The sequence below is a fragment of the Vibrio splendidus genome (assembly GCF_024347615.1).
In the GTDB taxonomy this organism is placed as follows: Bacteria; Pseudomonadota; Gammaproteobacteria; order Enterobacterales; family Vibrionaceae; genus Vibrio; species Vibrio splendidus.
In genome coordinates, this window is record NZ_AP025508.1 from 258,462 (window position 1) to 282,317 (window position 23,856).

Here is a 23,856-nt window from a genome sequence, read left to right on the forward strand (position 1 = left end):
ATTACGCTTCCTCCGTCGCTTTAACCGGTTCGCCATCAGGTTTGAACATCGAAATAACGAAGTCCATTGAAGACTCAACTTTGCCTTGGTTTACCGCAGCCGCTGGGTCTACTTTCTTCGGACACACGTCAGAACAGTAACCTACAAACGTACAGCCCCAAGCGCCGTTGTCGCCATTGATAAGCTTCATACGTTCAGCTTTACCATTGTCACGGCTATCTAGGTTGTAGCGGTGAGCAAGAGCAAGTGCAGCAGGGCCGATGAACTCAGGGTTTAGACCAAACTGAGGACACGCTGCGTAACACAAACCACAGTTGATGCAGCCAGCGAACTGTTTGTACTTCGCCATTTGCTCTGGAGTTTGGATGTTAGTGCCGTCTTCTGGCTTGCGGTCGTTACCAATGATGTAAGGCTTGATTGCTTCAAGGCGCTCGATGAAAGGCGTCATGTCGACAATCAAATCTTTCTCGATTGGGAAGTTAGCCAAAGGCTCAATCTTGAAGCCATTCGGGTAGTCACGTAAGAAGCTTTTACATGCCAGTTTTGGCACGCCATCAACCATGATGCCGCAAGAACCACAAATCGCCATACGACAAGACCAACGGTAAGACAGGTCTTTATCTAGGTTATCTTTGATGTAACCAATCGCATCAAGTACTGACATGGTTTCATCAAACGGAACTTCAAAGGTTTGAAAGTGAGGTTCTGCATCGTGCTCAGGGTCATAACGCAGGATTTCAATTTTTTGGATTCGATTCGCTGACATTATGCTTGCTCCTCTTCGCTCTTCTTCGCATTCTCTTCTGCTGCTTTTTCAGCGGCAGCGGCTTTCTCGGCTGCTTCACCGTACAGACGAGCTTTAGGTTGAGATTTAGTAATCTTAACGCCGCTGTAGTCGATGGTTGGTGCTGCATCTTCGTTGTAGAAAGATAGAGAGTGTTTCAGGAAGTTTACGTCATCACGTTCTGTGCAGTTGTCGTCTAGACGCTGGTGTGCACCGCGAGATTCTTTACGAAGGATCGCTGAGTGAACCATCGCTTCTGCAACTTCAAGGCCGTAACCCACTTCGATAGCGTAAAGTAGGTCAGTGTTGAACACTTTGCCTTTGTCTTTAATGCTGATCTTCTTGTAGCGCGCTTTCAGTTCAGTGATTTTGTCGATGGTTTCTTGCATCAAGTCTTCTTGACGGTAGATACCACAACCCGCTTCCATGGTGTGACCCATTTCAGTACGGATGTCAGCCCAGTTCTCATCGCCTTCTTGAGCCAAGATGCCTGCGATGCGATCTTCAACCGCTTTAATTTGCTTAGTGATAGCTTCTTCGTTCCAGCCTTTGAATTCAGCGGCACGTTTCACGGCTTGTTCACCGGCTACGCGGCCAAATACTACGAACTCAGCCAGAGAGTTAGACCCTAGGCGGTTTGCACCGTGTAGGCCAACTGAAGCACATTCACCAACGGCGAATAGGCCTTTAATGCGAGTCTCACACGTACCGTTAGTTTCAATACCACCCATGGTGTAGTGAACGGTAGGGCGAATTGGGATTGGCTCTTTTGCTGGGTCTACGTTTACGTACGCTTTTGCAAGCTCACAGATGAACGGAAGACGCTCTTGCAGGTACTCTTCACCCAGGTGGCGAAGGTCAAGGTGTACGACATCACCAAGTGGGTGCTTGATGGTGTTGCCTTTCTGCTGCTCGTGCCAGAATGCTTGAGAAACTTTGTCACGAGGACCCAGTTCCATGTATTTGTTTTTCGGCTCGCCCACTGGAGTTTCAGGGCCCATGCCGTAATCTTGTAGGTAACGGTAGCCGTTCTTGTTGACGATGATACCGCCTTCACCACGACAACCTTCAGTCATCAAGATGCCAGTACCCGGTAGGCCTGTTGGGTGGTATTGAACGAACTCCATATCACGCAGTGGAACACCGTGGCGATAAGCCATTGCCATACCGTCGCCAGTCACGATGCCGCCGTTGGTATTGCAGTGGTAAACACGACCTGCGCCACCGGTTGCTAATACAACAGATTTCGCTTTAATCGTAACAAGCTCACCTTCAGACATATGAATCGCGATTAGGCCTTGTACTTCGCCATCTTCAACGATCAAATCCACCACAAAGTACTCATCAAATCGTTTGATTGTGTCGTACTTCATCGAAGTCTGGAACAGAGTATGAAGCATGTGGAAGCCGGTTTTATCCGCTGCGAACCACGTTCTCTCTACTTTCATACCGCCGAATCGGCGTACGTTTACTTCACCGTTTTCTTTACGACTCCATGGGCAGCCCCATTGTTCCATTTGGATCATTTCGCGAGTCGAGTTTTCAACAAAGTATTCAACAACATCCTGTTCACATAGCCAGTCGCCACCGCCAACAGTATCGTTGAAGTGGTTATCTAGGCTATCTTCGTCTTTAATTACTGCTGCTGAACCGCCTTCTGCTGCTACCGTGTGCGAACGCATTGGGTAAACTTTAGAAATCAGTGCTACTTCCAATTCAGGATTAGCTTCAGCCGCAGCGATAGCTGTACGAAGACCAGCGCCGCCTGCGCCGATGACTGCGATATCTGTGGTAATTGTCTTCACAGTTATTCTCCAGTGTGATGCGGAGTATTCCGCTTGTTATTATAAAAAGCTTATTTAGGAGGTTCTAAATCGTAGGAACCATTTAGCACCCCTAAGCCTTAAGTGGTAGGTTCAGTGTAAGAGAGGAAGGCATTTCAAAAATTGATGCATTTGGGTTTTTAGGTCGGTAATGCATATGGAGGCATAGAAATTATAGGTTATGTGACTGCAATCACGGCAATGAATTGTTGATAACGATTAACCCACAGGACGGGTGTTAACGGCTTGTTGAGTATGATTTTCGTTATCAATGTTGATGTGAAAGCTGTATTGATAATTGTATTGTAGAACGTAATTTTCTGGCTTCATTAAAACAACATTTTGCTTTCATCAATAGACAGATAGAAGCTTACAAAAGAGACGAAAGGTGGTAATTTTCGTCGCCTAGAATTCAGTGATATGGAACTTAATAATGCACTCTACATGGCAACCGGCCGCAACCATTAAGCAGTTAAAGCAACGTGCTGATATCCTTAATCAAATTCGCCAGTTCTTTACAGAGCGAAACGTGATGGAAGTGGATACGCCAGCCATGAGTCACGCCACGGTGACGGATGTGCATTTGCATACGTTCAAAACTGAATTCGTAGGGCCGGGTTATGCGCACGGCCAACCACTGTTCTTTATGACGAGCCCAGAGTTTCATATGAAACGACTGTTAGCAGCGGGCAGTGGCTGTATCTACCAAATTTGTAAGTCTTTCCGTAACGAAGAAAATGGCCGTTATCACAACCCTGAGTTCACTATGTTGGAGTGGTATCGCGTTGGTTTTGATCATCATGACCTGATGGATGAAATGGATTTGCTGTTACAGCAGGTGCTTAAATCAGGCTCAGCACAGCGAATGACTTACCAACAAGCCTTTATTGATGTGTTAGGTGTGTGTCCGTTGGAGGATTCGATGGATATGCTAAAGCAAGCTGCGGCGAAACTTGGGCTCAGCGACATTGCAGATCCAGAAGAAGACCGCGATACCTTGTTGCAGCTGCTGTTTAGTCTTGGGGTTGAAGCTAAGATCGGGCAGAAAGTGCCTGCGTTTGTTTATGACTTCCCAGCATCACAAGCGGCGTTAGCCAAGATTAATCCAACCGATTCACGAGTGGCCGATCGCTTTGAGGTGTACTTCAAAGGGATTGAATTGGCAAACGGCTTCCATGAACTCGATAAACCACAAGAACAACTTCAGCGCTTTGAAGGTGATAATGCCAAACGTATTGAGATGGGCTTATCGCCTCAACCGATTGACCATCACTTGATTGAGGCATTAAAAGCGGGCTTACCAGACTGTGCGGGTGTTGCTCTAGGTATCGATCGTCTGATCATGCTGGCGCTGGGCTACGACCACATCGATGACGTGACGGCTTTTCCTTTCCCGCGTTCTTAGTTTTTTGATTTTGTTGTTACTGAGAGTTAGTAGTCCTTAGCTATTAACGGTTAGCTATTAACTCTCAGCTTTCAATTCGCTTCACTAGCTAACCAGAATACCGGTGCTCTATCTGACCAAAATACCGGTGCCTACTAGCTAACCAGAATCCCAGTACCCACCACGGCAACAATGGCACCTATCCAAGCGTAGGCATTTGGCCTCTGTTTGGTGTACAGCCAGAGTATTGGTAACAACATGATGGGCGTGGTTGAAGATAGCAGAGCGACCATGCCGACATTGCCTTCCTGCAACGCATACAAAATCAGTGTCATTCCCACGGCCATCGCTAAAAAGCCGTTAACCGCGGTAATCGTGAATATCTGCTTATTCATTGGGTTAAGTGCGCGCGAAAGCTTGGCGCCTGTTAAACGAAACAGTGAGTGAGCAACAAAGGCGGTGATCATTCGAATGGCAGAGGCGGCTATTGGGTCAATGCTAGTTTGCATCACGGGTTTGGCAATAATGCCGCCCAATGCTTGGCAAATCGCCGCGGTGATTCCCAACGCAACACCAATCCACACCGTGCCCTTAATGGTTTCGAGTTGGTTGTTCGCTTGTCCACGACGACCAAAGAAGATCGCGGTTAACACGCCACTAAACACCAACGCCGAGCCAATCAGCTCCACCGAAGTCATGCTTTCGCTAAACAGGAAGTAACCAAGAATCGCCGAGAACACGGCGTGACAAGAGAACAGCAAACCCGCTTGGCGCGGTCCCATTCGGTTCAAACAGGCAAATAGGGCCGTATCACCAATGAAGATACCAATTAGACCCGACAGCATCATCGGCGTGACTAAGTCAGCTTCCACACTTGACCAACCACCAGTAAACCAAGCCATGCTTGATAAGATGATCGCGGTACAACCCATTCGCCAGCGACTATAGGCGAAAGAACCTAAGTGTTGAGCAGGCTTTACTGACATTAGGCTCGCAATCGCCCAAAGAAAAGCGGCAGCAAGAGCTAACCATTCGAATCCCATCTGAATAACATCCTTGTGTCTGGGATAAATTAGCTCATCAATATGCATCAAACCGAACTGAGAACAAAGTGATTCTTATGAAAGAACGACTTTGTTTCAGTTATTAGTTTATGTCAGCTGTCACTTGCTGGTGTGGTTCACTTACTTTGCTTGAGGCGCGCTATATCTCAAAGCGCTATACCTTAAAGCGCTCCACGTCTTGGCGCATCGACTCAGCAGCGCTGCTCATTTCATTTGAGCTATTGCGACTGCTTTCCGCTTGTTGTGCCAAATCGTCGGAGGCGTCTTTGATTCCTTGCGTATTACGACTGATGTCTTCGCTGACCGCGCGTTGCTCTTCTGCAGCACTCGCTATTTGCAACGCCATGTCGTTGATTTCAGTGATTGCTTGCGTGATTTTAGTCAGGCTGCCATGGGCTTGTTCTGCGAAGCCAACACTGTTCTCTGCCAGTTGAGTGCTGGTGGTCATGCTTTCAACGGCATGTTCGGTATTCTTCTGCAGCGTATCAATCATCACGCGGATTTCTTCGGTCGAGCCATGCGTTCTTTGGCTGAGCACTCGAACTTCATCGGCCACAACCGCAAACCCACGACCTTGTTCACCCGCTCGAGCGGCTTCAATCGCCGCATTCAATGCCAACAGGTTGGTCTGTTCGGCAATGCCTTGAATGGTGGAGAGGATCTGGTTGATGCTTTGAGCATTGCTCTCTAATTCACGAATCACATTGGCGGCATCTTCAACTTGAGTCGCCAAGCCAGTAATCGCATCACGGTTTTGTTGGATGACCTCTTGGCCTTCGTTACAAGCGGTAGCGGATGCCTGAGAAGCGGACGCCGTTAATTCGGCATGGCTAGCCACTTCGGCTGCGGTGGCGGACATCTCATGAATCGCGGTCGCAATTTGGTTGATATCGTTTTGTTGATTCTCAACGCTAATCGAAGATTGGGTCGCCAGTTGATTGGCTTTCTCTGCATGATTGTTGAGATCGTGGCTGTGTTCTATCACGCCCTTCAACATGCTTTGCATCTGGCTTAAGAACTGGTTCACAAGCTCGGCAAGTTTGCCAATCTCATCCATACGTGTGATATCAATGCGCTGAGTGAGATCGCCTCTGCCTTGAGCGAGCTGAGTTAAGGCTTCAGACAAGGTTTGTAATGGAGAAAGTAGGCGGTTGATCACCATTGTGCTCGCAATTGAAATGATGATGTACAACACCAAAGAGGTCAGCGTGATGAATTGAATGGCATCGGATACTGCAGAAAACGCCATGTCTTTATCGATAACAATACCTAACGACCAATCAGTATTCGGGACGTTGGCAATATAGACCAGCTTATCGCCTTGACCCGGCCAAGTGAGAGTGGTGATCATTTGGTCTTGAAGCAGTTGTGACACCTTGTTGGTTGTGAGTTCTGGATTCAAACTGGTCAGTGGTTTTTGACTCAGTTCTTCATCACTGTAGGCCACAATGTTGTTATTGCCGTCGACTAAAAACGCAAAGCCATCGTTATCCAGTTTTACATTGAGCACGGTATCAATAATGCTAGTTACGGTTAGATCGGCCGCGAGAACACCTTGTCTATCGCCACTGAATGCTTTCGCAAAGCTGATGACAATGCTGCCGTCAAAGTCCTGATAAGGTTCGGTAATGATGAGATCTGATGTTGCGTTTGCATCTTTATACCAAGGGCGAGTGCGCGGGTCGTAGCCTGTTGGCCAATCTTCACCTTTGTCGCCATAGGCGATAGTGCCATCGCTGAATCCTGCATAAACAGACAAGAATTGTCCGGCTTGCTTGGTGATCAATAACTCGCGATCAGAGTTGCTACTACTTGAAATAGTCGATTCATTGGCAAGCATCATATCACTGCGGATTGAGAGCCAATCGGCAATGTAATTGGTGGTGCCAACACTGACATTTTTCATTTCTTGGTTAATCGCGACCTCGGTTTCTTGAGTGAGCTGATTAACTGATATCCAGGCTTGAGCGCCACTCACGACGGCGATAATGACCGCAATCGCGATCTGAATTTTAAACTTAATAGTATGTCTCAAGGTCTATTCCTCTCTATTAGACAAAAACCTAATTACAGTGACGTACTTGATGGTGAATTGGTGTGTCTCTGATGCGTGTATAGTGCCGTTGTCTTGATGTTGGTAAATGTGTTTAAAATCAAAAATTTAAAATGACTTATCGTTATTTTTAATAAACCGTGAAGTAGAATCACAATTATCTATCGATTAAAAACTGATAAACCCTCCAGATAGCGAAATCATGATTGCTATCTGGAGGGTTGTAGTGAAAAGCTAACGTGCTAGGTGATAATAAGTTAACGTGCTAAGTGATAATAAACAGTGCGAGGTAGACCATCAGCAAGCCGACGATCCCTAAGATAATACCCATCTTCGCCATGTCTTTACTTTCGATAAGCCCGGTCGAGTAGGCCAACGAGTTTGGTGGTGTCGATACGGGTAAAATCATACCTAGCGATGCAGAGAAGGCGACCACAACCAGTAGTCCTTGCAGGCCTCCTATCGCAACCAAGCTTTCCATTGATGCACCAATCGCAGCGGCGATCGGCATCAGTAAGTTGGCCGTTGCGGTGTTTGACATGAAGTTCGCCATTAACCAACATACGATGGATAACGTTAGCACTACCGCCGTTGGTGAGAGCGACTCATAATCAATCGCGTGTGCGAGTGCCACGGCTAATCCTGTTTTATCTAGTCCTATACCAATCGCAATACCACCTGCTACTAGCCACAACACATCCCAGTTAATCAGCTTGAGCTCTTCTTTGCCCATGATGCCGGTGAGAGTGAACACAGCCAGTGGAATGATAGACACCACATAAGTGTTCATGCCGTGCAGTTTGGTGGTCATCCACAATAGGATAGTGGCAGCGAAGGTGACGTAAACCACAATCGCTCGCCAGCTTTTTCTAAATTGGCCATCAAGCTTGAGCACCATGTTTCTTTCCTTGGACGGGAAAAACTTCTGTAGAAGGAACCAAGCGATGGTCAGTTGAATGATCACAAAAGGCAAGCCCATCATCATCCAGCTTAGGAAGTCGATACTGTTCTCACCCGTCAGGTATTGCAGTGCGATGGCATTGGGCGGTGTACCGATTGGTGTCGCGATACCACCGGTGTTAGCAGCAATTGGAATACACAACACCAACGCCTTGATGCCCATGTCGCCTTTTGGTGCTGACGCCACGATTGGACCTAGCAGCGCGAGCATCATTACCGTTGTGGCGGTATTCGACATGAACATTGAGAACACGGCGGTGATCAGCATTAAGCCGAGCATAATGAAGCGCGGTTCTGTACCAAATGGTTTGAGTAATACTCGCGCTAAGTTGTTGTCGAGTTCGTACTTGGATGCCGATATCGCGAGAGCGAAACCACCCATGAAGAGGATGATGATTGGTGACGAAAATGCACCGAATATGTCGGTATATTTGATTAACTCACCGAGATCGTGTCCTGCTGGTGGGTTTCTAAATAGGTGCAAACCTTTGTCAGAAATCATCACCAGTTCAAGTGCTATGATCAAAATGGAAGTGGCGAATACCGGAACAGGTTCAAGCACCCACAGCAGAGCGGCCAACAAGAATATTGCCAACAAGCGGTGTTGAATCAGCGTGAGATCATCGATTGGTATTGAATCTATCGGCATGAATAACACGCCCAAGGGAATCGCAAAACAAATCAACAGCTTGGCCAGAACGCCAACATTGAGTTTAGGCATGTACAAAGACCCTATGAATAAAATATCTTCAAATAGAGTAAGTTATCTGGATTTTTGGTACTTGGAGACGGGTTGTAAAATCGGAAAGTTGTTTAAGGTTTCGACAGTTGTTTTGTTTTTGGTCAATCTTTTTATGAGGTAATTCGACGTACTGCTCGTTGAGAATAAGGTTATCGGTAGTTAGATTTTTTGAAATCTTGAAGGGAAATGTCTCGAACTAGATAAGAAAAAGGCGCGTTATTCTCTAAAAATAGAAAACTAACGCGCCCTTAAAGCTTACTAAGTTAACTCAGAGAGTTAGACTTGGTCTGTGTTCTCTGTTGAATCAACAGCTTCAGCAGTCTCTTCATTTACTTCAGCGTCTTTGCCCGCAATATGCGCGAAAGGGGTGCCTAGAATGGTTTTCTCGCCATTTTGCATCGTTTCGTCAAACTTGATTGCGTCTTTAGCGAACAGGTTGATAACCGTTGAACCAAGCTTAAAGCGGCCCATCTCTTCGCCTTTCTTCAAGACGACGGCTGTATCACCTTGTGCAGGGTAATCCCACTTGTAAACTGAGTTACCACGAGGTGGAGTAATGGTGCCAGCCCATACTTGCTCGATGCTGCCAACGATAGTTGCACCAACCAGCACTTGTGCCATTGGGCCAAACTCAGTATCAAAGATACAAACCACACGCTCGTTACGTGCGAATAGGTTTGGAACGTTCTCTGCCGTTAACGGGTTTACAGAGAAAAGGTCACCCGGAACGTAGATCATTTGGCGCAGTGTGCCGTCACATGGCATGTGCACGCGATGGTAATCACTTGGCGACAAGTAAAGCGTTGCGAACTCGCCGTCTTTAAATTCATCCGCTAGAGCAGCATCACCACCCAATAGCTCACGAGCTGAGTAGTTATGGTTTTTAGCTTGAATCAGTTGACCGTCAGTAATTGGGCCAAACTGGCTTACTCGTGCATCAGCAGGGTGAACAATAACAGAGTCACCTTCTGCGATAGGACGCATGCCTTCTTTCAATTCACGTACGAAGAATTCATTGAATGTTTTAAAGTGTTTTGGATCGCTATGCAGAGCTTCATCCATGTTTACTTTGTATTGCTTGATGAACCAGTTGATGATCGCTGTCGTTAAGCCACCCGCTTTAGCAGATGCCAGTTTACCGACTAGGCGAGTTAGCCCATGCTGTGGGATCCAGTACTGCAATCCAACTTTAATCTTATCCATTGTATTAATTTTCCAATGCTAATTGTTTTTCAATTAAATCTGTCGATGACGGTTTAGGGCGCGAGATGTTACTTAAATTCGCGCCAATTGTCAGTAAATGCACACATTTGTTCACAAAAACGCGATTAGAGATCGGCTTTCTTGCTTCGTGAGTACTGACGGTTATCTTTGTTGTCAGCCATTGTTTCAATAATGCGATGGTAGCTAGCAAAACGTAAGCGGCTAATTTTACCGTCTTCAACGGCTTCACGTAGAAGACATCCAGGATCGTCATTGTGTTTACAGTCACGGAATTTACAACCACCTAGGTATGGTTTGAATTCAATGAAAGCATCAGTGACTTCATCGGGTTCTAAATGCCATAGGCCGAATTCACGTACCCCTGGGGAATCGATAAGATCACCACCAGAAGGGAAGTGATACAAACGCGCCGCAGTCGTAGTGTGTTGACCCAGTCCTGAGTTTTCAGAAACCGCGCCTTCTTCAATGTCTAATGTCGGCATGAGGGCATTCACTACGCTGGATTTCCCTACGCCAGATTGACCAACGAAAATGTTGATACGATCTTTCAGTTCGGCTTCCAACTCTTTGATGCCGTAACCCGACTCTTTACTGACGAACATGACTTTATAGCCGATTTTCTCGTATATTTTCAGCGTTTCGCGGTATTCGCTAATTTGTTGTTCTGTCAGTAAGTCGACTTTATTGAGCACAACTAACGGGGCAATATTCACCGTTTCAGAGGCGATCAAGTAACGGTCGATGATATTAAGTGATAGCTCCGGCAGTACCGCTGAAACGATAACCATTTGGTCTACGTTTGCGGCAACCGGTTTTAGGCCGTCATAGTAATCAGGGCGAGTTAGCATTGACGTTCTTGGCTCAACGGCTTCTACAACACCAGAGATGCCGGCCATTGATTCAAGTCCTGCGCGCCAAATGACTTTGTCTCCAGAAACTAACGTTTCAATACTGCGGCGTAAGTTACAACGGTGAACTTCGTTGGTTTCAAGATCTTCGATATCGGCATGTTGGCCAAAGCGCGTAATTACGAGTCCGCTTTTTGTTCCGCCAAGCATGTTCTCATCCCACTGGATAGAATCTTCTTTCTTGAGTCGCTTGTTCTGGTTGCTACGTACACGACGCACTTGACCTTTGGTTAACTTCTTTTTTTTAGCCACAATTTTTCACTTAACACATCTAACTTGATGATTGAGGACTCAAACGGAATGTTGTTGGTACCATTGATTTCGATGGCCCTAAAGCTAGTTTGAGTATAGTTATTTGGGTATAGTACCTCTTTTATACATAAACAAATAGGCGACGCCTTATGTCCTTTAGCGATCAGAACCTTATTTGGGTTGATCTAGAGATGACAGGACTTGATCCTGAAACTCATAAAATCATTGAAATTGCTACTATCGTTACTGATAGTGAGCTTAACATCCTGGCTGAAGGACCTGTTTTGGCTATTCACCAACCTCAGAGTGAATTGGACAAGATGGACGAGTGGTGTACAACTACCCACACCGGCAGCGGCCTAGTGAAACGAATTCAAGAAAGCACGGTTTCAGAGCAAGAGGCTATTCAACAAACGATTGAGTTTCTTGAGAAGTGGGTACCAAAAGGCAAATCACCGATTTGTGGTAACAGCATTGGCCAAGATCGCCGTTTCTTATACAAACACATGCCAGAGTTGGAAGAGTACTTCCATTACCGTTATGTCGATGTAAGTACCCTGAAAGAGCTGACTCGTCGCTGGAAACCCGAAGTACTCGATGGTTTTTCAAAGTCGGGAAGTCACCTTGCATTGGATGATATTCGTGAGTCGATCGCTGAACTGCAGTACTACCGAAAAACGATTATTAACATCTAATCAGATCAAATGATCACGTTTATCTAACTTTTCAGGGACATAAGAGCTGATTTTTTTGCAAATCTGCGTGCTTTTACAGCAGTTGAGTAAAAACTTTCGTAATTTTGCATTAAGGACTTGCATCACAAAAAAATGCTCTTATAATTCGCAGCCCTGAACGACGAAAGACGTTTCAGATTGCGATACTAGCTCAGTTGGTAGAGCGCAACCTTGCCAAGGTTGAGGTCATCGGTTCGAACCCGATGTATCGCTCCAATTTCTTTCTTAGGATTGATGTTGGGAAATAGACTCATTGACTTAAACAATGCATCCGGACGCGGGATGGAGCAGTTTGGTAGCTCGTCGGGCTCATAACCCGAAGGTCGTCGGTTCAAATCCGGCTCCCGCAACCACATTACAGCTAAACGTTGATAGCTTCTTTGCAGTAAGAACTTAGTTTCTAGCAGACAAGATTAACGGTTAACTAAGCGATACTAGCTCAGCTGGTAGAGCGCAACCTTGCCAAGGTTGAGGTCATCGGTTCGAACCCGATGTATCGCTCCAATTTCTTTCTTAGGATTGATGTTGGGAAATAGACTCATTGACTTAAACAATGCATCCGGACGCGGGATGGAGCAGTTTGGTAGCTCGTCGGGCTCATAACCCGAAGGTCGTCGGTTCAAATCCGGCTCCCGCAACCACATTACAGTTAGACGTTGATAGCTTCTTTGCAGTAAGAACTTAATTTTGAGCAGAAAAGATGAACGGTTAGCTTATGCGATACTAGCTCAGTTGGTAGAGCGCAACCTTGCCAAGGTTGAGGTCATCGGTTCGAACCCGATGTATCGCTCCAATTTCTTTCTTAGGATTGATGTTGGGAATAGACTCATTGACTTAAACAATGCATCCGGACGCGGGATGGAGCAGTTTGGTAGCTCGTCGGGCTCATAACCCGAAGGTCGTCGGTTCAAATCCGGCTCCCGCAACCACATTACAGTTAGACGTTGATTTGATGCTTTTGAGCAGAAAAGATGAACGGTTAGCTTATGCGATACTAGCTCAGTTGGTAGAGCGCAACCTTGCCAAGGTTGAGGTCATCGGTTCGAACCCGATGTATCGCTCCAAATTCTATTCTTAGAAGCTGTCTCTTTGAGAATGTGCTCAGAATGAAAATGGTTTAGTCTCATTGTCCTTAAACGGTAATGATGCGAAAAGAGAAACATCCGGACGCGGGATGGAGCAGTTTGGTAGCTCGTCGGGCTCATAACCCGAAGGTCGTCGGTTCAAATCCGGCTCCCGCAACCACATTACAGCTAAACGTTGATAGCTTCTTTGCAGTAAGAACTTAGTTTCTAGCAGACAAGTTTAACGGTTAACTAAGCGATACTAGCTCAGCTGGTAGAGCGCAACCTTGCCAAGGTTGAGGTCATCGGTTCGAACCCGATGTATCGCTCCAATTTCTTTCTTAGGATTGACGTTGGGAATATAGAGTCATTAACTTAAATAATGCATCCGGACGCGGGATGGAGCAGTTTGGTAGCTCGTCGGGCTCATAACCCGAAGGTCGTCGGTTCAAATCCGGCTCCCGCAACCACATTACAGCTAAACGTTGATAACTTCTTTGCAGTAAGCACTTAGCTTCTTAGCAGATAGGATTAACGGTTAACTAAGCGATACTAGCTCAGCTGGTAGAGCGCAACCTTGCCAAGGTTGAGGTCATCGGTTCGAACCCGATGTATCGCTCCAATTTCTTTCTTAGGAATGATGTTGGGAATATAGAGTCATTAACTCAAATAATGCATCCGGACGCGGGATGGAGCAGTTTGGTAGCTCGTCGGGCTCATAACCCGAAGGTCGTCGGTTCAAATCCGGCTCCCGCAACCACATTACAGTTAGGCGCCATTTATTGCCCAAGGCAGTAAGAGCAGCGATTAACTAATGCGATACTAGCTCAGTTGGTAGAGCGCAACCTTGCCAAGGTTGAGGTCATCGGTTCGAACCCGATGTATCGCTCCAATTTAAGCCTCATTGTCTTAAACAATGCATCCGGACGCGGGATGGAGCAGTTTGGTAGCTCGTCGGGCTCATAACCCGAAGGTCGTCGGTTCAAATCCGGCTCCCGCAACCACATTACAGTTGAACGTTGGCTTGATGCTTCTTAGCAGACAAGATGAACGGTTAGCTTATGCGATACTAGCTCAGTTGGTAGAGCGCAACCTTGCCAAGGTTGAGGTCATCGGTTCGAACCCGATGTATCGCTCCAAATTCTATCTCACGCTTTATGCTGAAGATGAAAATGGTTTAGTTTCATTGTACTTAACGTTAATGAAGCGAAAAGAGAAACATCCGGACGCGGGATGGAGCAGTTTGGTAGCTCGTCGGGCTCATAACCCGAAGGTCGTCGGTTCAAATCCGGCTCCCGCAACCACATTACAGTTACACGTTGTACACTGCCTTTCAGTAAGCGCTTAGCTTCTTAGCAGACAGTATTAACGGTTAACTAATGCGATACTAGCTCAGTTGGTAGAGCGCAACCTTGCCAAGGTTGAGGTCATCGGTTCGAACCCGATGTATCGCTCCAGCTTTCTTCTAAAAAGCTATTAAGATTCTTTAAGCCACCGTGTTTTTCTTTAGATCACAGAGTTTAAAGGCGACCTTAAAGGTCACGCTCTTTCTTTAATGCTGCGAAGCATAATCCCCCCAAAAAGCAAATAATCCTCCATCATGGTGGATATTTTTTTGTCTTAAATTTTTCTTAGCAACTGGAATGCTAGTAAACATCAGGTCTCTGAAGCAGATACTTGAGGTTTTTCACATCTATAAACAGACTTATCCACAAAATGTTAGGTGTGGATAACTTGGTTGATAAAGTTATTTCAGACTTAATTCTTTACATATCCCCAAAAGATCTTTCTTGTTTTCAATATATTAGCTGAATTATGGCGATCGTAACTTGTTGTTTTTTATAACTTTGAGTGTTTATCTTGAATTTGATAAAAGATCGTTAACTTGTTGTTTTTTGATCTTAATCATTTATCGGTACTGTGTTTAACTTTGTGAGAGTGTCGGAAGTTTACGAGAGTTCTGAATTTTTTCCACATTGCTAAAATTGAGAACAAGGTCAAACATTGTTCTAAAATTATGTGCAACGGGTTGTCTTAAATGTTGGACTATTTAGGTAGGTTAGCTAGCCAATCGTTGATGCCTAAAGGGCTAGGCGTCTCTTGGCAGTCCTTTCTCAACAATACGTATCAGTCTGTGCTTTTTGGTGGAGATTTTACTGCTACTTCTTTGCACACCGCTAGCGTTGGGTAACTGTTGTAGTTGTTTATTCAAAGCCCACTCAATATGCACATCTAGCATTTCGTTTTTGCCTTGATGAGATTCTAGTGTTTCAACAATGCGTTGTTGAAATGGCGTATTGCCCATAGCAACAAAGATATTGCGTAACCACTGGGTGTGGCCGATACGTCTTATTGCTGAGCCTTCCATTTTCTTTAGGAAGGTGGCTTCGTCCCAACTTGAAAGTGAAACCAGATCGGCTTCTTGGAAATCTTCTCTACGATGAAAGTCTGTTTGCTCTGTGAGTTCGGCATGACGGTTCCACGGGCAAACTAACTGACAGTCATCACAACCATAAATACGGTTACCAATGGCGTCTCTAAATTCTTCCGGGATCACACCATCGTATTCAATGGTTAAGTACGAAATACATTTTCGAGCATCCACTACGCCATCAGCAATAATGGCACCCGTTGGGCAAGAAGTGATACATGCGGTGCATTTGCCGCACTCATCAACACTGGGTTCATCAACAGGAAGCGGGATATTAACCAACAGCTCTCCTAGAAAGAACCAAGAGCCCGCGTCTTTATCAAGAATTAACGAGTGTTTACCTGTCCAACCCAGCCCCGCTTTTTGAGCGAGCGGTCTTTCTAAAATAGGCGCTGAATCCACGAAAGGACGTGAGTCTAAACCTTCGACCTCTTTTTCGATCCTTTGTCCCAGCTTTTTCAACTGGTTACGGAACAATTTGTGATAATCGCGGCCTAAAGAATAACGGCTGATATAGCCTTGAGTGGTATCGCTTAGGTTAGAAGCAAACTGAGCTTCTGGTGGTAGGTAGTTCATTCGGGCGCTGATCACTCGAATGGTGCCTGGATGAAGTTCATCAGGACGTGCGCGCATCATTCCATGTCGAGCCATCCAATCCATTTCGCCGTGGTTGCCAGCATCTAGCCATGCTTGAAGAGGGGCTTCGTGTTCACTTAAATCAACATCGCAGATGCCAACTTTTTGAAAGCCGAGCTCTTTTCCCCAGATTTTAATTTTTTCAGCAAGATGGTCTAGATTCATGGCTTCATTCTTAATTCTTATTTTCTCTGTTTTACAATTAGAGATAAGGCTAATTAAAATTAGGTTCGGCAAAAATGGGGGCGGATCTTAACGGATCTTAGTGATATTGACCAGAACTGACGTGTTTTGATCAGTATTTTTCATAGAACTTACACTTGAGTGCTTGTCTACTAAAAGCATCACGGTTTACTATTCTTGTTCTTTTGATTTTTATATAGTCAACGATCGATTTTTAGAGAACGTATTCATGAGCACGAAACAATTTACTTTGAAAGATGAACAAGCAACGATTCAATTAGGGACGGAGCTTTCTAATCTTTGCTCACAGCAGACGACTATTTATCTGCATGGTGATCTTGGCGCAGGTAAAACGACCTTCAGTCGTGGCTTTGTAAAAGCACTTGGCCATCAAGGAAATGTAAAGAGCCCAACGTATACTCTAGTTGAACCTTATCAACTTGCCGATTGGCAGGTATATCACTTCGATCTTTATCGCTTAGCCGATCCTGAAGAGTTAGAGTTCATGGGAATTCGTGATTACTTTACACCGGATGCTATCTGTTTGGTTGAATGGCCTGAGAAAGGTTATGGGATGCTACCAGAAGCCGATTTGGACATTGATATTCGTTACCAAGACGATCACCGTATTGTTTCTTTAACCGCTAATAGTGAATACGGACAGCGCTTACTTAGTCAGTTGGAGTTATGTTGATTTCTAGACGCCTTATTTCAGCAGTAGCCATGATGGCTGCTGTTTTTTCTATACTGTTTTCTTCACTTGTTTCTGCAAACTCACTGAAAAGTTTAAGGGTTTGGCCTTCTCCAGAAGAAACTCGTGTGGTTATCGACTTAAAATCAGAAGCGGACTTTAGCTATTTCACCTTGAGTAGCCCGAGTCGTTTAGTGGTCGATTTAAAACATACCAACCTTGCAACTAAGTTACCGGTCGTGGTGAAAGATAGCCCCGTTCTATCTAAGATTCGTAAGAGTTCACCGCCAGACAAAAATACCTATCGCTTGGTTTTTGAGTTGAAGAAATCCTCTACAGCAGAATTGTTTAAACTCAGCCCGACTCCTGGTGGTCAGTACGGACATCGTCTGGTGATCGATCTGCCTCATGGTGCGGCAAGCAAGGGGGCAACGACGTCGAAGCCGAGTAAACCAACGGTGAGCAAAAATATTAATCAGGTTAAACGTCAGAAAGACATTCTGATCGTGATTGACCCTGGTCACGGTGGTGAGGATCCAGGCTCTATTGGTCCAAGTCGTAAGTATGAAAAGAATGCGACTCTGAGTATTTCTCGTAAGCTTGCTGCACAGTTGAATGCGGTTCCTGGGATCAAAACTCGCATGACCCGTAACGCCGACTACTTTGTAAACCTTAACCGACGTGTCGCGATTGCTCGTGAAAACGAAGCTCATTTGTTTATCTCTATTCACGCGGATGCTTTTACGACCCCTCAACCAAGAGGTGGTTCGGTGTTTGTGTTGAATACTCGACGCGCAAATACTGAGATCTCTCGATGGATCGAGAACAAAGAGAAGCAGTCTGAATTACTCGGTGGTAGCGGTGCGGCTTTCACTGGCAATATTGATGATAAGAACGTAAACCAAACTCTGCTTGATTTGCAGTTCAGCCACTCACAGAAAGAGGGCTATAAGCTTGCAACAACCATTCTGTCTGAGATGGGTAAGGTTGCTAAGCTTCATAACAGTAAACCAATCAATACCAGTTTGGCGGTATTACGTTCACCACAGATACCATCGGTCTTGGTCGAGACGGGCTTTATTTCGAATCCGACCGAAGAGAAACTGCTCTTCCAACGTTCGCACCAAGATAAATTGGCACGAGCAGTGACCAAAGCGGTCGTTAAGTATTTGAAGGCTAACCCGCCAGAAGGGATTATCTTGTCTAACGCAACGTCATCAACCGGTAGCGTGAGCCAACATAAAGTGTCTCGTGGTGAGTCTTTATCGGTGATTGCGAGTAAATATGGCACCTCGACACAGACGTTGATGAAATTCAACAATCTGAAATCGAGCAGCCTAGCGATCGGCCAAGTGCTTAAGATCCCAAGCAGTGCTTCAGGGTCATCATCAAGCAGCGCAGTGAAAACCAAGACCATTACTCACACGGTTAAGTCTGGAGAGTACCTAGGCAAGATAGCCAGCCGTTACAAAGTACGGGTGGCAGATATCAAACGTGAGAACCGCTTGAAGTCTGAAACACTGAGAGTGGGTCAGAAGTTACGTATTACGGTTGAAGTGAAAGATGTCCCTCTGCGCAAACATAAAGTCGCAAGAGGTGATTATCTTGGCAAGATTGCTTCTAAGTACGGCGTGAGTGTTAACAGTATTCGCCAAGCGAATAAGCTACGATCTGACAGCCTAGCGGTGGGGCAGGTGTTGATTATTCCGCACAAGTAAGCTTTTTAACGCAGACATGTTTCCATCAATGGCAGTAAGGTAGCTATAAATATGACGATCAAAATACTGCCAGCTCGATTAGCTAACCAAATCGCAGCGGGTGAAGTGGTAGAAAGACCAGCTTCTGTTGTAAAAGAGCTGGTTGAGAACAGTTTGGATTCAGGTGCCACACGTATCGATATTGATATCGAGAAAGGCGGCGCTAAGATGATCCGCGTTCGTGACAACGGTAAGGGCATCGTTAAAGATGAGCTTGCGTTGGCGCTGAGCCGTCATGCTACCTCTAAGATTCATACCCTTGATGACCTTGAGGCGATCGTCAGCCTTGGTTTCCGTGGTGAAGCGCTCGCGAGTATCAGCTCTGTTGCGCGCTTAACCATGACTTCACGCCCTGCCACTCAAGATCAAGCTTGGGCAGCACACAGTGAAGGTCGTGACATGCAGGTGAAACTGCAGCCTGCAGCGCATCCCATTGGTACCTCAGTTGAGGTGTTGGACCTGTTCTTCAATACGCCAGCACGCCGCAAGTTCTTACGCACCGAGAAAACCGAGTTCACGCATATCGATGAGCTGCTTAAACGCATCGCATTGAGTCGCTTTGATGTGACGATTAACCTTCGTCATAATGGTAAAATGATTCGTCAGTACCGCGCTGCCAAAACACAAGTTCAAGCAGAAAAGCGAATCGCTGCGGTATGTGGCAATCCTTTTGTTCGTCATATGCTTAAGATCGAACTTGAGCATCAAGGCCTAAAACTTCATGGCTGGATCACCACGCCAGAAGGAGCAAGACAACAAAGCGATCTGCAATACTGCTATGTGAATGGTCGTATGATGCGTGACAAGCTGATCAATCATGCGATTCGTCAAAGCTACGAAACCAGCCTGCGCCCAGACCAATTTGCGACGTATGTGTTGTTCATTGAGCTAGACCCACATCAGGTGGACGTGAATGTTCACCCCGCCAAACACGAAGTGCGTTTCCATCAAGCCCGCCTTGTACATGATTTCACTTACCAAGCACTGAGTGATGGACTAGCCCAAAGCAAACAAATTGATGCAGCACCGATCAAGCAGTCTGCGTTTCATCAGTCAGAAGTGATTCATCAGTCAGAAGTGATTCATCATCAGCAAGATAGCTTGAACTCTGGTATCGGTGAAGTGGCCAGTTTCTCAGAGCCTGAAAGCTCAATGCCTAGCCGTTCGGATCAAACCCAAGTCTCTGATAGTGAACGACATGCTATTGAGCAAACGCCAGCCTACCCGAGAAAAGCAGAGTCTGAGCGCGCTTATGATCAACCTCAACACAGCGTTAATGATGGTGGGCAGCGCTATAGCTCAACAGCCAACCGAGGTTCATCGTCTAGCATTGGTTCATCGCCTAGCAGGGGCTCTTCAACCAACTTAGATTCGTCTACTAACATTAGTTCAGCTAACACAGGCTCGTCGGCTCGCGAAACCAGTTTTACCGGGTCCCCTCGTCAAGAGTGGATCGAGTCCCGACCTGAACCTAAAAAAGAAAAAGAGCCAAACCAGCACCACGGTGAACCCGCGCCCTCTAAACGAGAAGTGAAAGCCTATAAAGAGCTTCTGAAAACGCCAGATTTTGATGGTCAAGTTGTAGTTCCATCATCTCCTCAAGAGCATGTGGCACCAGTAGAAACCAAAGACAACATAGAAAATATCGAAAATAAAGAAGCTAAGCCTGGTCAACAGAATCCTGTTCATTCAAAACCAAGAGCTCCTGTGACGGACTTAGGCAAAGCCGTCTCGGTAGTGGAACGCCAATATTTGGTAATGGGAAACAAAAACGGCAGCGTATTGGTGTCTCTAGCCAAAGCGGAATTGCTACGTGTGATAGGCCAACTTGATACTCGAGAAGGGGCGTTAAAAAGCCAACCGCTATTGGTGCCTTTATCGATTAAGCTTGGTAGTGAACTTGTCGAGGTTGCTAAGGCGTTGAGCCAAACACTGGCGTTATTGGGGATTGAGCTTAAGGCGCGAAACAGTGAAGCGGTAATGGTGATGGGCGTGCCTTCTCCTTTGAGGCAGCAAAACTTACAAATTTTGATCCCAGATCTGTTATCTTACGCGGCTTCATTAAACGCTCAGATTGTCGATAATCACGCTGCTACTGTTTTTAACGATATGTTGCCATCATTGGTCAACTGGATCGGGATTCAAACGGCACAAGTAAAAAGCGACTACACTTTATCTGAAGCGGTTCAACTAGTTGGGGAACTTGAACAGCTTTGGCATGGTCTACTTCCATTAGATGATCCAGAGTTTGTAAATCCTATCGACTTTTCAGCGACCATAGCCGCGTTTACGGTTTAACTTTTTCGCGATGGCATTTATCTTTGCAACTGAATGTATCGCGATACGAAGCCCTTTTTTATAAAGCGCTCTAACAGAGAAACAAATACAAAATATCATGACTGAAAAATTACCTTTAGCGTTGTTTTTAATGGGCCCTACGGCATCAGGAAAAACAGATTTAGCTATCCGCTTACGTCAGAAGTACCCAGTAGAGATCATCAGTGTCGACTCAGCATTGATCTACAAAGACATGGATATCGGCACCGCTAAACCGGATGCAGGAGAGCTCGCGCTCGCGCCCCATCGTTTGATTGATATTCTCGATCCAAGCGAAGCGTATTCTGCGGCAGATTTTCGTCGTGATGCGATCAATGAAATGAATAAGATTGTAGCGGAAGGAAAAATCCCGTTACTGGTTGGTGGCACAATGCTGTACTACAAAGCATTGTTGGAAGGCTTATCGCCATTACCGGCCGCGGATCAAGAGATTCGTAAGCAGATTGAAGCGGAGTCTATTGAACAGGGTTGGCAGGCATTGCATGATCAATTAAGAGAGATAGATCCCGTATCCGCTGAAAGAATACACCCAAATGATCCACAAAGGCTTTCAAGGGCATTGGAAGTTTACCGAATTTCGGGTAAAACATTAACAGAGCTAACTCAAACGAAAGGCGATAGCCTGCCATTTCGTGTAAAACAATTTGCAATAGCTCCCAAGGAAAGGAAAGAGCTCCATCGCCGCATTGAACTTCGCTTTGAGAAGATGATAGAGGCGGGGTTTGAAGATGAGATGAAGGCGTTATATGCCAGAGACGATCTTCACCCTGAACTGCCATCGATCCGATGCGTTGGTTATAGGCAGATGTGGGATTATTTAGATGGGAATTGCGATTTAGACGAAGCGGTTTTCCGTGGTGTCTGCGCAACCCGTCAATTGGCCAAGCGACAAATCACCTGGTTACGCAGTTGGGATGATTTAACTTGGTTGGATAGCGAAAACATTGAACAGGCGTTAGAAACTCTTTCAGATGCAATAGCATCTGATTAGTATTGCTGTGTATAATGTGATCGCTTTTGCGTGAATATACTCTGAAAAGGATCAGTTATTGAGGCTTTTAAAAATCACAGCCTTTCAATAACAACGGAGTTTTTTTATTCGTTTAGCTCAGATGCAAAGGCCGCACCTTTTTGTGCACCACTAGCTAAATAATTACAACAAAATATAAATAAGGAAAATAAAATGGCTAAGGGGCAATCGCTACAAGACCCATTCCTAAATGCACTCCGTCGTGAGCGCATTCCAGTCTCTATCTATCTTGTTAACGGCATCAAGCTGCAAGGTCAGATCGAGTCTTTCGATCAATTCGTGATCTTATTGAAGAACACAGTAAACCAAATGGTTTACAAGCATGCGATTTCTACTGTGGTTCCTGCTCGTGCAGTTAGTCACCACAGCGGCGAGCAACAGCGTGCGCCATCTGATCGTCCAGAGAAGACTGAAGATTAATCGTTCAATTGATACAGCTTGTGCTGTAATAAGGAGTTGGTTGCTTGTTTGACCGTTATGAATCCGGCGAGCGAGCCGTACTTGTTCATATCAACTTCACGCAAGAGGGAGAATGGGAAGACCTAAGCGAATGTGAAATGCTGGTCTCCTCAGCGGGGGTAGAAACGCTACAAGTGATTACTGGTAGCCGACAATCCCCACTCCCTAAATACTACGTTGGAGAAGGTAAAGCCCTAGAAATCGCTCAAGCCGTTCAGCTGACCGGTGCTGAAATTGTGATTTTTAACCACTCTCTCTCTCCTGCCCAAGAGCGAAACCTCGAGCAATTGTGTAAATGTCGTGTGATTGATCGCACGGGTTTAATCTTAGATATCTTTGCACAACGTGCGCGAACTCATGAAGGTAAGCTACAAGTTGAGCTTGCTCAGCTTCGTCATATCTCTACCCGATTGATTCGTGGTTGGACTCACCTTGAAAGGCAGAAAGGTGGTATTGGTCTTCGTGGTCCAGGTGAAACTCAACTGGAAACCGATCGACGTTTGTTGCGTGACCGTATAAAAGCGATATTACGTCGTTTAGCGAAAGTGGCTAAGCAGCGTGAACAAGGACGACGTGCTCGTAATCGAGCTGAAATCCCAACAATTTCTTTGGTTGGTTATACCAACGCAGGGAAATCAACACTTTTCAATCAAATCACTAGTGCAGGTGTTTATGCGGCAGACCAACTGTTTGCAACTCTAGACCCAACACTACGTAAGATTGAATTGGCAGATGTCGGGCCTGCAATTCTCGCAGATACCGTAGGTTTTATCCGTCATCTACCACACGACTTGGTCGCTGCGTTCAAGGCTACGTTACAAGAGACGCAGGAAGCTGACATTTTGTTACATGTTGTTGATGCCAGTGATGACCGCTTTCGTGAGAACATTCAGGCTGTTCATGAAGTATTAGAAGAAATCGATGCTCATGAAGTGCCAACCCTTGTAGTCATGAACAAAATTGACTGCATGGAAGACCAAAAACCTCGAATTGAAAGAGACGAAGAGGGCGCACCACGCGCTGTTTGGGTTTCTGCAATGGAAGGAGAAGGGATTGAACTGCTGTTTGAGGCTTTAACTGAGCGTTTAGCGAGTCAAATGGTTCAATTCCGGTTGTGTATTCCACATCAACATCAAGGCCGTATTCGCAGCTTATTCTTCGAGATGAAATGTATTCAACAGGAAGAGTATGATGAAAATGGTAACTTGTTGATAGATATCCGAATGCAACAAATAGATTGGTCTAAACTTGAAAAAAGAGAAGGGGCGCTCTTAGGTGACTTTATCGTTACCAAAGAGACTGCTACAGTATAACGTCATATCAAATGATGGAGCTTTCTA

Annotated in this window: 16 protein-coding genes and 17 tRNA genes; 25 read left to right on the forward strand and 8 right to left on the reverse strand. The window is 45.6% G+C overall.

The window, feature by feature from the left end:
* Nucleotide 1: 1 nt before the first annotated feature.
* Nucleotides 2–766: a succinate dehydrogenase/fumarate reductase iron-sulfur subunit gene (locus tag OCU90_RS01205; RefSeq protein ID WP_004733343.1), complete on the reverse strand. Its 765-nt coding sequence runs from the start codon at nucleotides 764–766 to the stop codon at nucleotides 2–4.
* Complete coding sequence (frdA, locus tag OCU90_RS01210; protein ID WP_004733344.1) at nucleotides 766–2,589, reverse strand: fumarate reductase (quinol) flavoprotein subunit; 1,824 nt, start codon at nucleotides 2,587–2,589, stop codon at nucleotides 766–768. Before frdA ends, OCU90_RS01205 begins: the two co-directional genes overlap by 1 nt.
* A 451-nt stretch (nucleotides 2,590–3,040) precedes the next feature.
* Between frdA and epmA the strand changes: the two genes are divergently transcribed.
* Nucleotides 3,041–4,012: an elongation factor P--(R)-beta-lysine ligase gene (epmA, locus tag OCU90_RS01215; protein WP_061023866.1), complete on the forward strand. Its 972-nt coding sequence runs from the start codon at nucleotides 3,041–3,043 to the stop codon at nucleotides 4,010–4,012.
* Between the two features lie 134 nt (nucleotides 4,013–4,146).
* Here epmA and OCU90_RS01220 read toward each other — a convergent pair whose 3' ends face one another.
* The 5 genes from OCU90_RS01220 to rsgA all read right to left on the reverse strand — a co-directional run bounded on the left by OCU90_RS01220 (nucleotide 4,147) and on the right by rsgA (nucleotide 11,194).
* Nucleotides 4,147–5,034, reverse strand: a complete 888-nt coding sequence (locus OCU90_RS01220) for a DMT family transporter (protein WP_061023867.1) — start codon at nucleotides 5,032–5,034, stop codon at nucleotides 4,147–4,149.
* Nucleotides 5,035–5,209: 175 nt separating this feature from the next.
* Complete coding sequence (locus OCU90_RS01225) at nucleotides 5,210–7,090, reverse strand: methyl-accepting chemotaxis protein (RefSeq protein ID WP_061023869.1); 1,881 nt, start codon at nucleotides 7,088–7,090, stop codon at nucleotides 5,210–5,212.
* 283 nt (nucleotides 7,091–7,373) lie between these two features.
* On the reverse strand, nucleotides 7,374–8,789 hold the full coding sequence (locus tag OCU90_RS01230) for an SLC13 family permease (RefSeq protein WP_004733348.1): 1,416 nt from the start codon (nucleotides 8,787–8,789) through the stop codon (nucleotides 7,374–7,376).
* A gap of 297 nt (nucleotides 8,790–9,086) precedes the next feature.
* Nucleotides 9,087–10,013, reverse strand: a complete 927-nt coding sequence (asd, locus tag OCU90_RS01235; RefSeq protein WP_061023871.1) for an archaetidylserine decarboxylase — start codon at nucleotides 10,011–10,013, stop codon at nucleotides 9,087–9,089.
* 125 nt (nucleotides 10,014–10,138) lie between these two features.
* Nucleotides 10,139–11,194: a small ribosomal subunit biogenesis GTPase RsgA gene (gene rsgA / locus OCU90_RS01240; RefSeq protein ID WP_004733350.1), complete on the reverse strand. Its 1,056-nt coding sequence runs from the start codon at nucleotides 11,192–11,194 to the stop codon at nucleotides 10,139–10,141.
* Between the two features lie 149 nt (nucleotides 11,195–11,343).
* Between rsgA and orn the strand changes: the two genes are divergently transcribed.
* The 18 genes from orn to OCU90_RS01330 all read left to right on the forward strand — a co-directional run bounded on the left by orn (nucleotide 11,344) and on the right by OCU90_RS01330 (nucleotide 14,449).
* A complete protein-coding gene (orn, locus tag OCU90_RS01245) occupies nucleotides 11,344–11,889 on the forward strand; it encodes an oligoribonuclease (RefSeq protein WP_004733351.1) in 546 nt (181 codons plus the stop codon).
* Nucleotides 11,890–12,068: 179 nt separating this feature from the next.
* Nucleotides 12,069–12,144: transfer RNA gene (locus tag OCU90_RS01250), tRNA-Gly, on the forward strand.
* A 60-nt stretch (nucleotides 12,145–12,204) separates the two neighbouring features.
* A tRNA-Met gene (locus tag OCU90_RS01255) sits at nucleotides 12,205–12,281 on the forward strand.
* 75 nt (nucleotides 12,282–12,356) lie between these two features.
* Nucleotides 12,357–12,432: transfer RNA gene (locus OCU90_RS01260), tRNA-Gly, on the forward strand.
* Nucleotides 12,433–12,492: 60 nt separating this feature from the next.
* Nucleotides 12,493–12,569, forward strand: a tRNA-Met gene (locus OCU90_RS01265).
* A gap of 76 nt (nucleotides 12,570–12,645) precedes the next feature.
* Nucleotides 12,646–12,721 (forward strand) — tRNA-Gly (locus OCU90_RS01270).
* Between the two features lie 59 nt (nucleotides 12,722–12,780).
* A tRNA-Met gene (locus OCU90_RS01275) sits at nucleotides 12,781–12,857 on the forward strand.
* A gap of 59 nt (nucleotides 12,858–12,916) precedes the next feature.
* Nucleotides 12,917–12,992: transfer RNA gene (locus OCU90_RS01280), tRNA-Gly, on the forward strand.
* Between the two features lie 104 nt (nucleotides 12,993–13,096).
* Nucleotides 13,097–13,173: transfer RNA gene (locus OCU90_RS01285), tRNA-Met, on the forward strand.
* A gap of 75 nt (nucleotides 13,174–13,248) precedes the next feature.
* Nucleotides 13,249–13,324, forward strand: a tRNA-Gly gene (locus tag OCU90_RS01290).
* A gap of 61 nt (nucleotides 13,325–13,385) precedes the next feature.
* Nucleotides 13,386–13,462, forward strand: a tRNA-Met gene (locus OCU90_RS01295).
* Nucleotides 13,463–13,538: 76 nt separating this feature from the next.
* A tRNA-Gly gene (locus tag OCU90_RS01300) sits at nucleotides 13,539–13,614 on the forward strand.
* Between the two features lie 61 nt (nucleotides 13,615–13,675).
* Nucleotides 13,676–13,752, forward strand: a tRNA-Met gene (locus OCU90_RS01305).
* Nucleotides 13,753–13,808: 56 nt separating this feature from the next.
* Nucleotides 13,809–13,884: transfer RNA gene (locus tag OCU90_RS01310), tRNA-Gly, on the forward strand.
* Nucleotides 13,885–13,919: 35 nt separating this feature from the next.
* A tRNA-Met gene (locus OCU90_RS01315) sits at nucleotides 13,920–13,996 on the forward strand.
* Between the two features lie 59 nt (nucleotides 13,997–14,055).
* A tRNA-Gly gene (locus OCU90_RS01320) sits at nucleotides 14,056–14,131 on the forward strand.
* An 88-nt stretch (nucleotides 14,132–14,219) separates the two neighbouring features.
* Nucleotides 14,220–14,296 (forward strand) — tRNA-Met (locus OCU90_RS01325).
* A 77-nt stretch (nucleotides 14,297–14,373) separates the two neighbouring features.
* A tRNA-Gly gene (locus tag OCU90_RS01330) sits at nucleotides 14,374–14,449 on the forward strand.
* 632 nt (nucleotides 14,450–15,081) lie between these two features.
* On the opposite strand, the gene queG is transcribed toward OCU90_RS01330, so the two are convergent.
* Nucleotides 15,082–16,224, reverse strand: a complete 1,143-nt coding sequence (gene queG, locus OCU90_RS01335; RefSeq protein ID WP_061023873.1) for a tRNA epoxyqueuosine(34) reductase QueG — start codon at nucleotides 16,222–16,224, stop codon at nucleotides 15,082–15,084.
* 247 nt (nucleotides 16,225–16,471) lie between these two features.
* Here queG and tsaE point away from each other — a divergent pair, with 247 nt between their 5' ends.
* The 6 genes from tsaE (at nucleotide 16,472) to hflX (ending at nucleotide 23,829) form a co-directional block, all read left to right on the forward strand.
* Entirely contained in the window at nucleotides 16,472–16,936 is a 465-nt protein-coding gene (tsaE, locus tag OCU90_RS01340) for a tRNA (adenosine(37)-N6)-threonylcarbamoyltransferase complex ATPase subunit type 1 TsaE (protein WP_004735870.1), read from the forward strand.
* Nucleotides 16,930–18,651: an N-acetylmuramoyl-L-alanine amidase gene (locus tag OCU90_RS01345; protein WP_061023875.1), complete on the forward strand. Its 1,722-nt coding sequence runs from the start codon at nucleotides 16,930–16,932 to the stop codon at nucleotides 18,649–18,651. The genes tsaE and OCU90_RS01345 overlap by 7 nt, the downstream gene beginning before the upstream one ends.
* Before the next feature lie 51 nt (nucleotides 18,652–18,702).
* Entirely contained in the window at nucleotides 18,703–20,988 is a 2,286-nt protein-coding gene (mutL, locus tag OCU90_RS01350) for a DNA mismatch repair endonuclease MutL (protein ID WP_061023876.1), read from the forward strand.
* Between the two features lie 97 nt (nucleotides 20,989–21,085).
* Nucleotides 21,086–22,018, forward strand: a complete 933-nt coding sequence (gene miaA / locus OCU90_RS01355) for a tRNA (adenosine(37)-N6)-dimethylallyltransferase MiaA (protein WP_004735867.1) — start codon at nucleotides 21,086–21,088, stop codon at nucleotides 22,016–22,018.
* Between the two features lie 192 nt (nucleotides 22,019–22,210).
* Nucleotides 22,211–22,477 carry an RNA chaperone Hfq gene (gene hfq / locus OCU90_RS01360; protein WP_004735866.1) on the forward strand — a complete coding sequence of 89 codons (267 nt, stop codon included), beginning with the start codon at nucleotides 22,211–22,213 and terminating at the stop codon, nucleotides 22,475–22,477.
* Between the two features lie 44 nt (nucleotides 22,478–22,521).
* Nucleotides 22,522–23,829, forward strand: a complete 1,308-nt coding sequence (gene hflX / locus OCU90_RS01365) for a ribosome rescue GTPase HflX (protein WP_004735864.1) — start codon at nucleotides 22,522–22,524, stop codon at nucleotides 23,827–23,829.
* The last annotated feature ends 27 nt before the right edge of the window (nucleotides 23,830–23,856 follow it).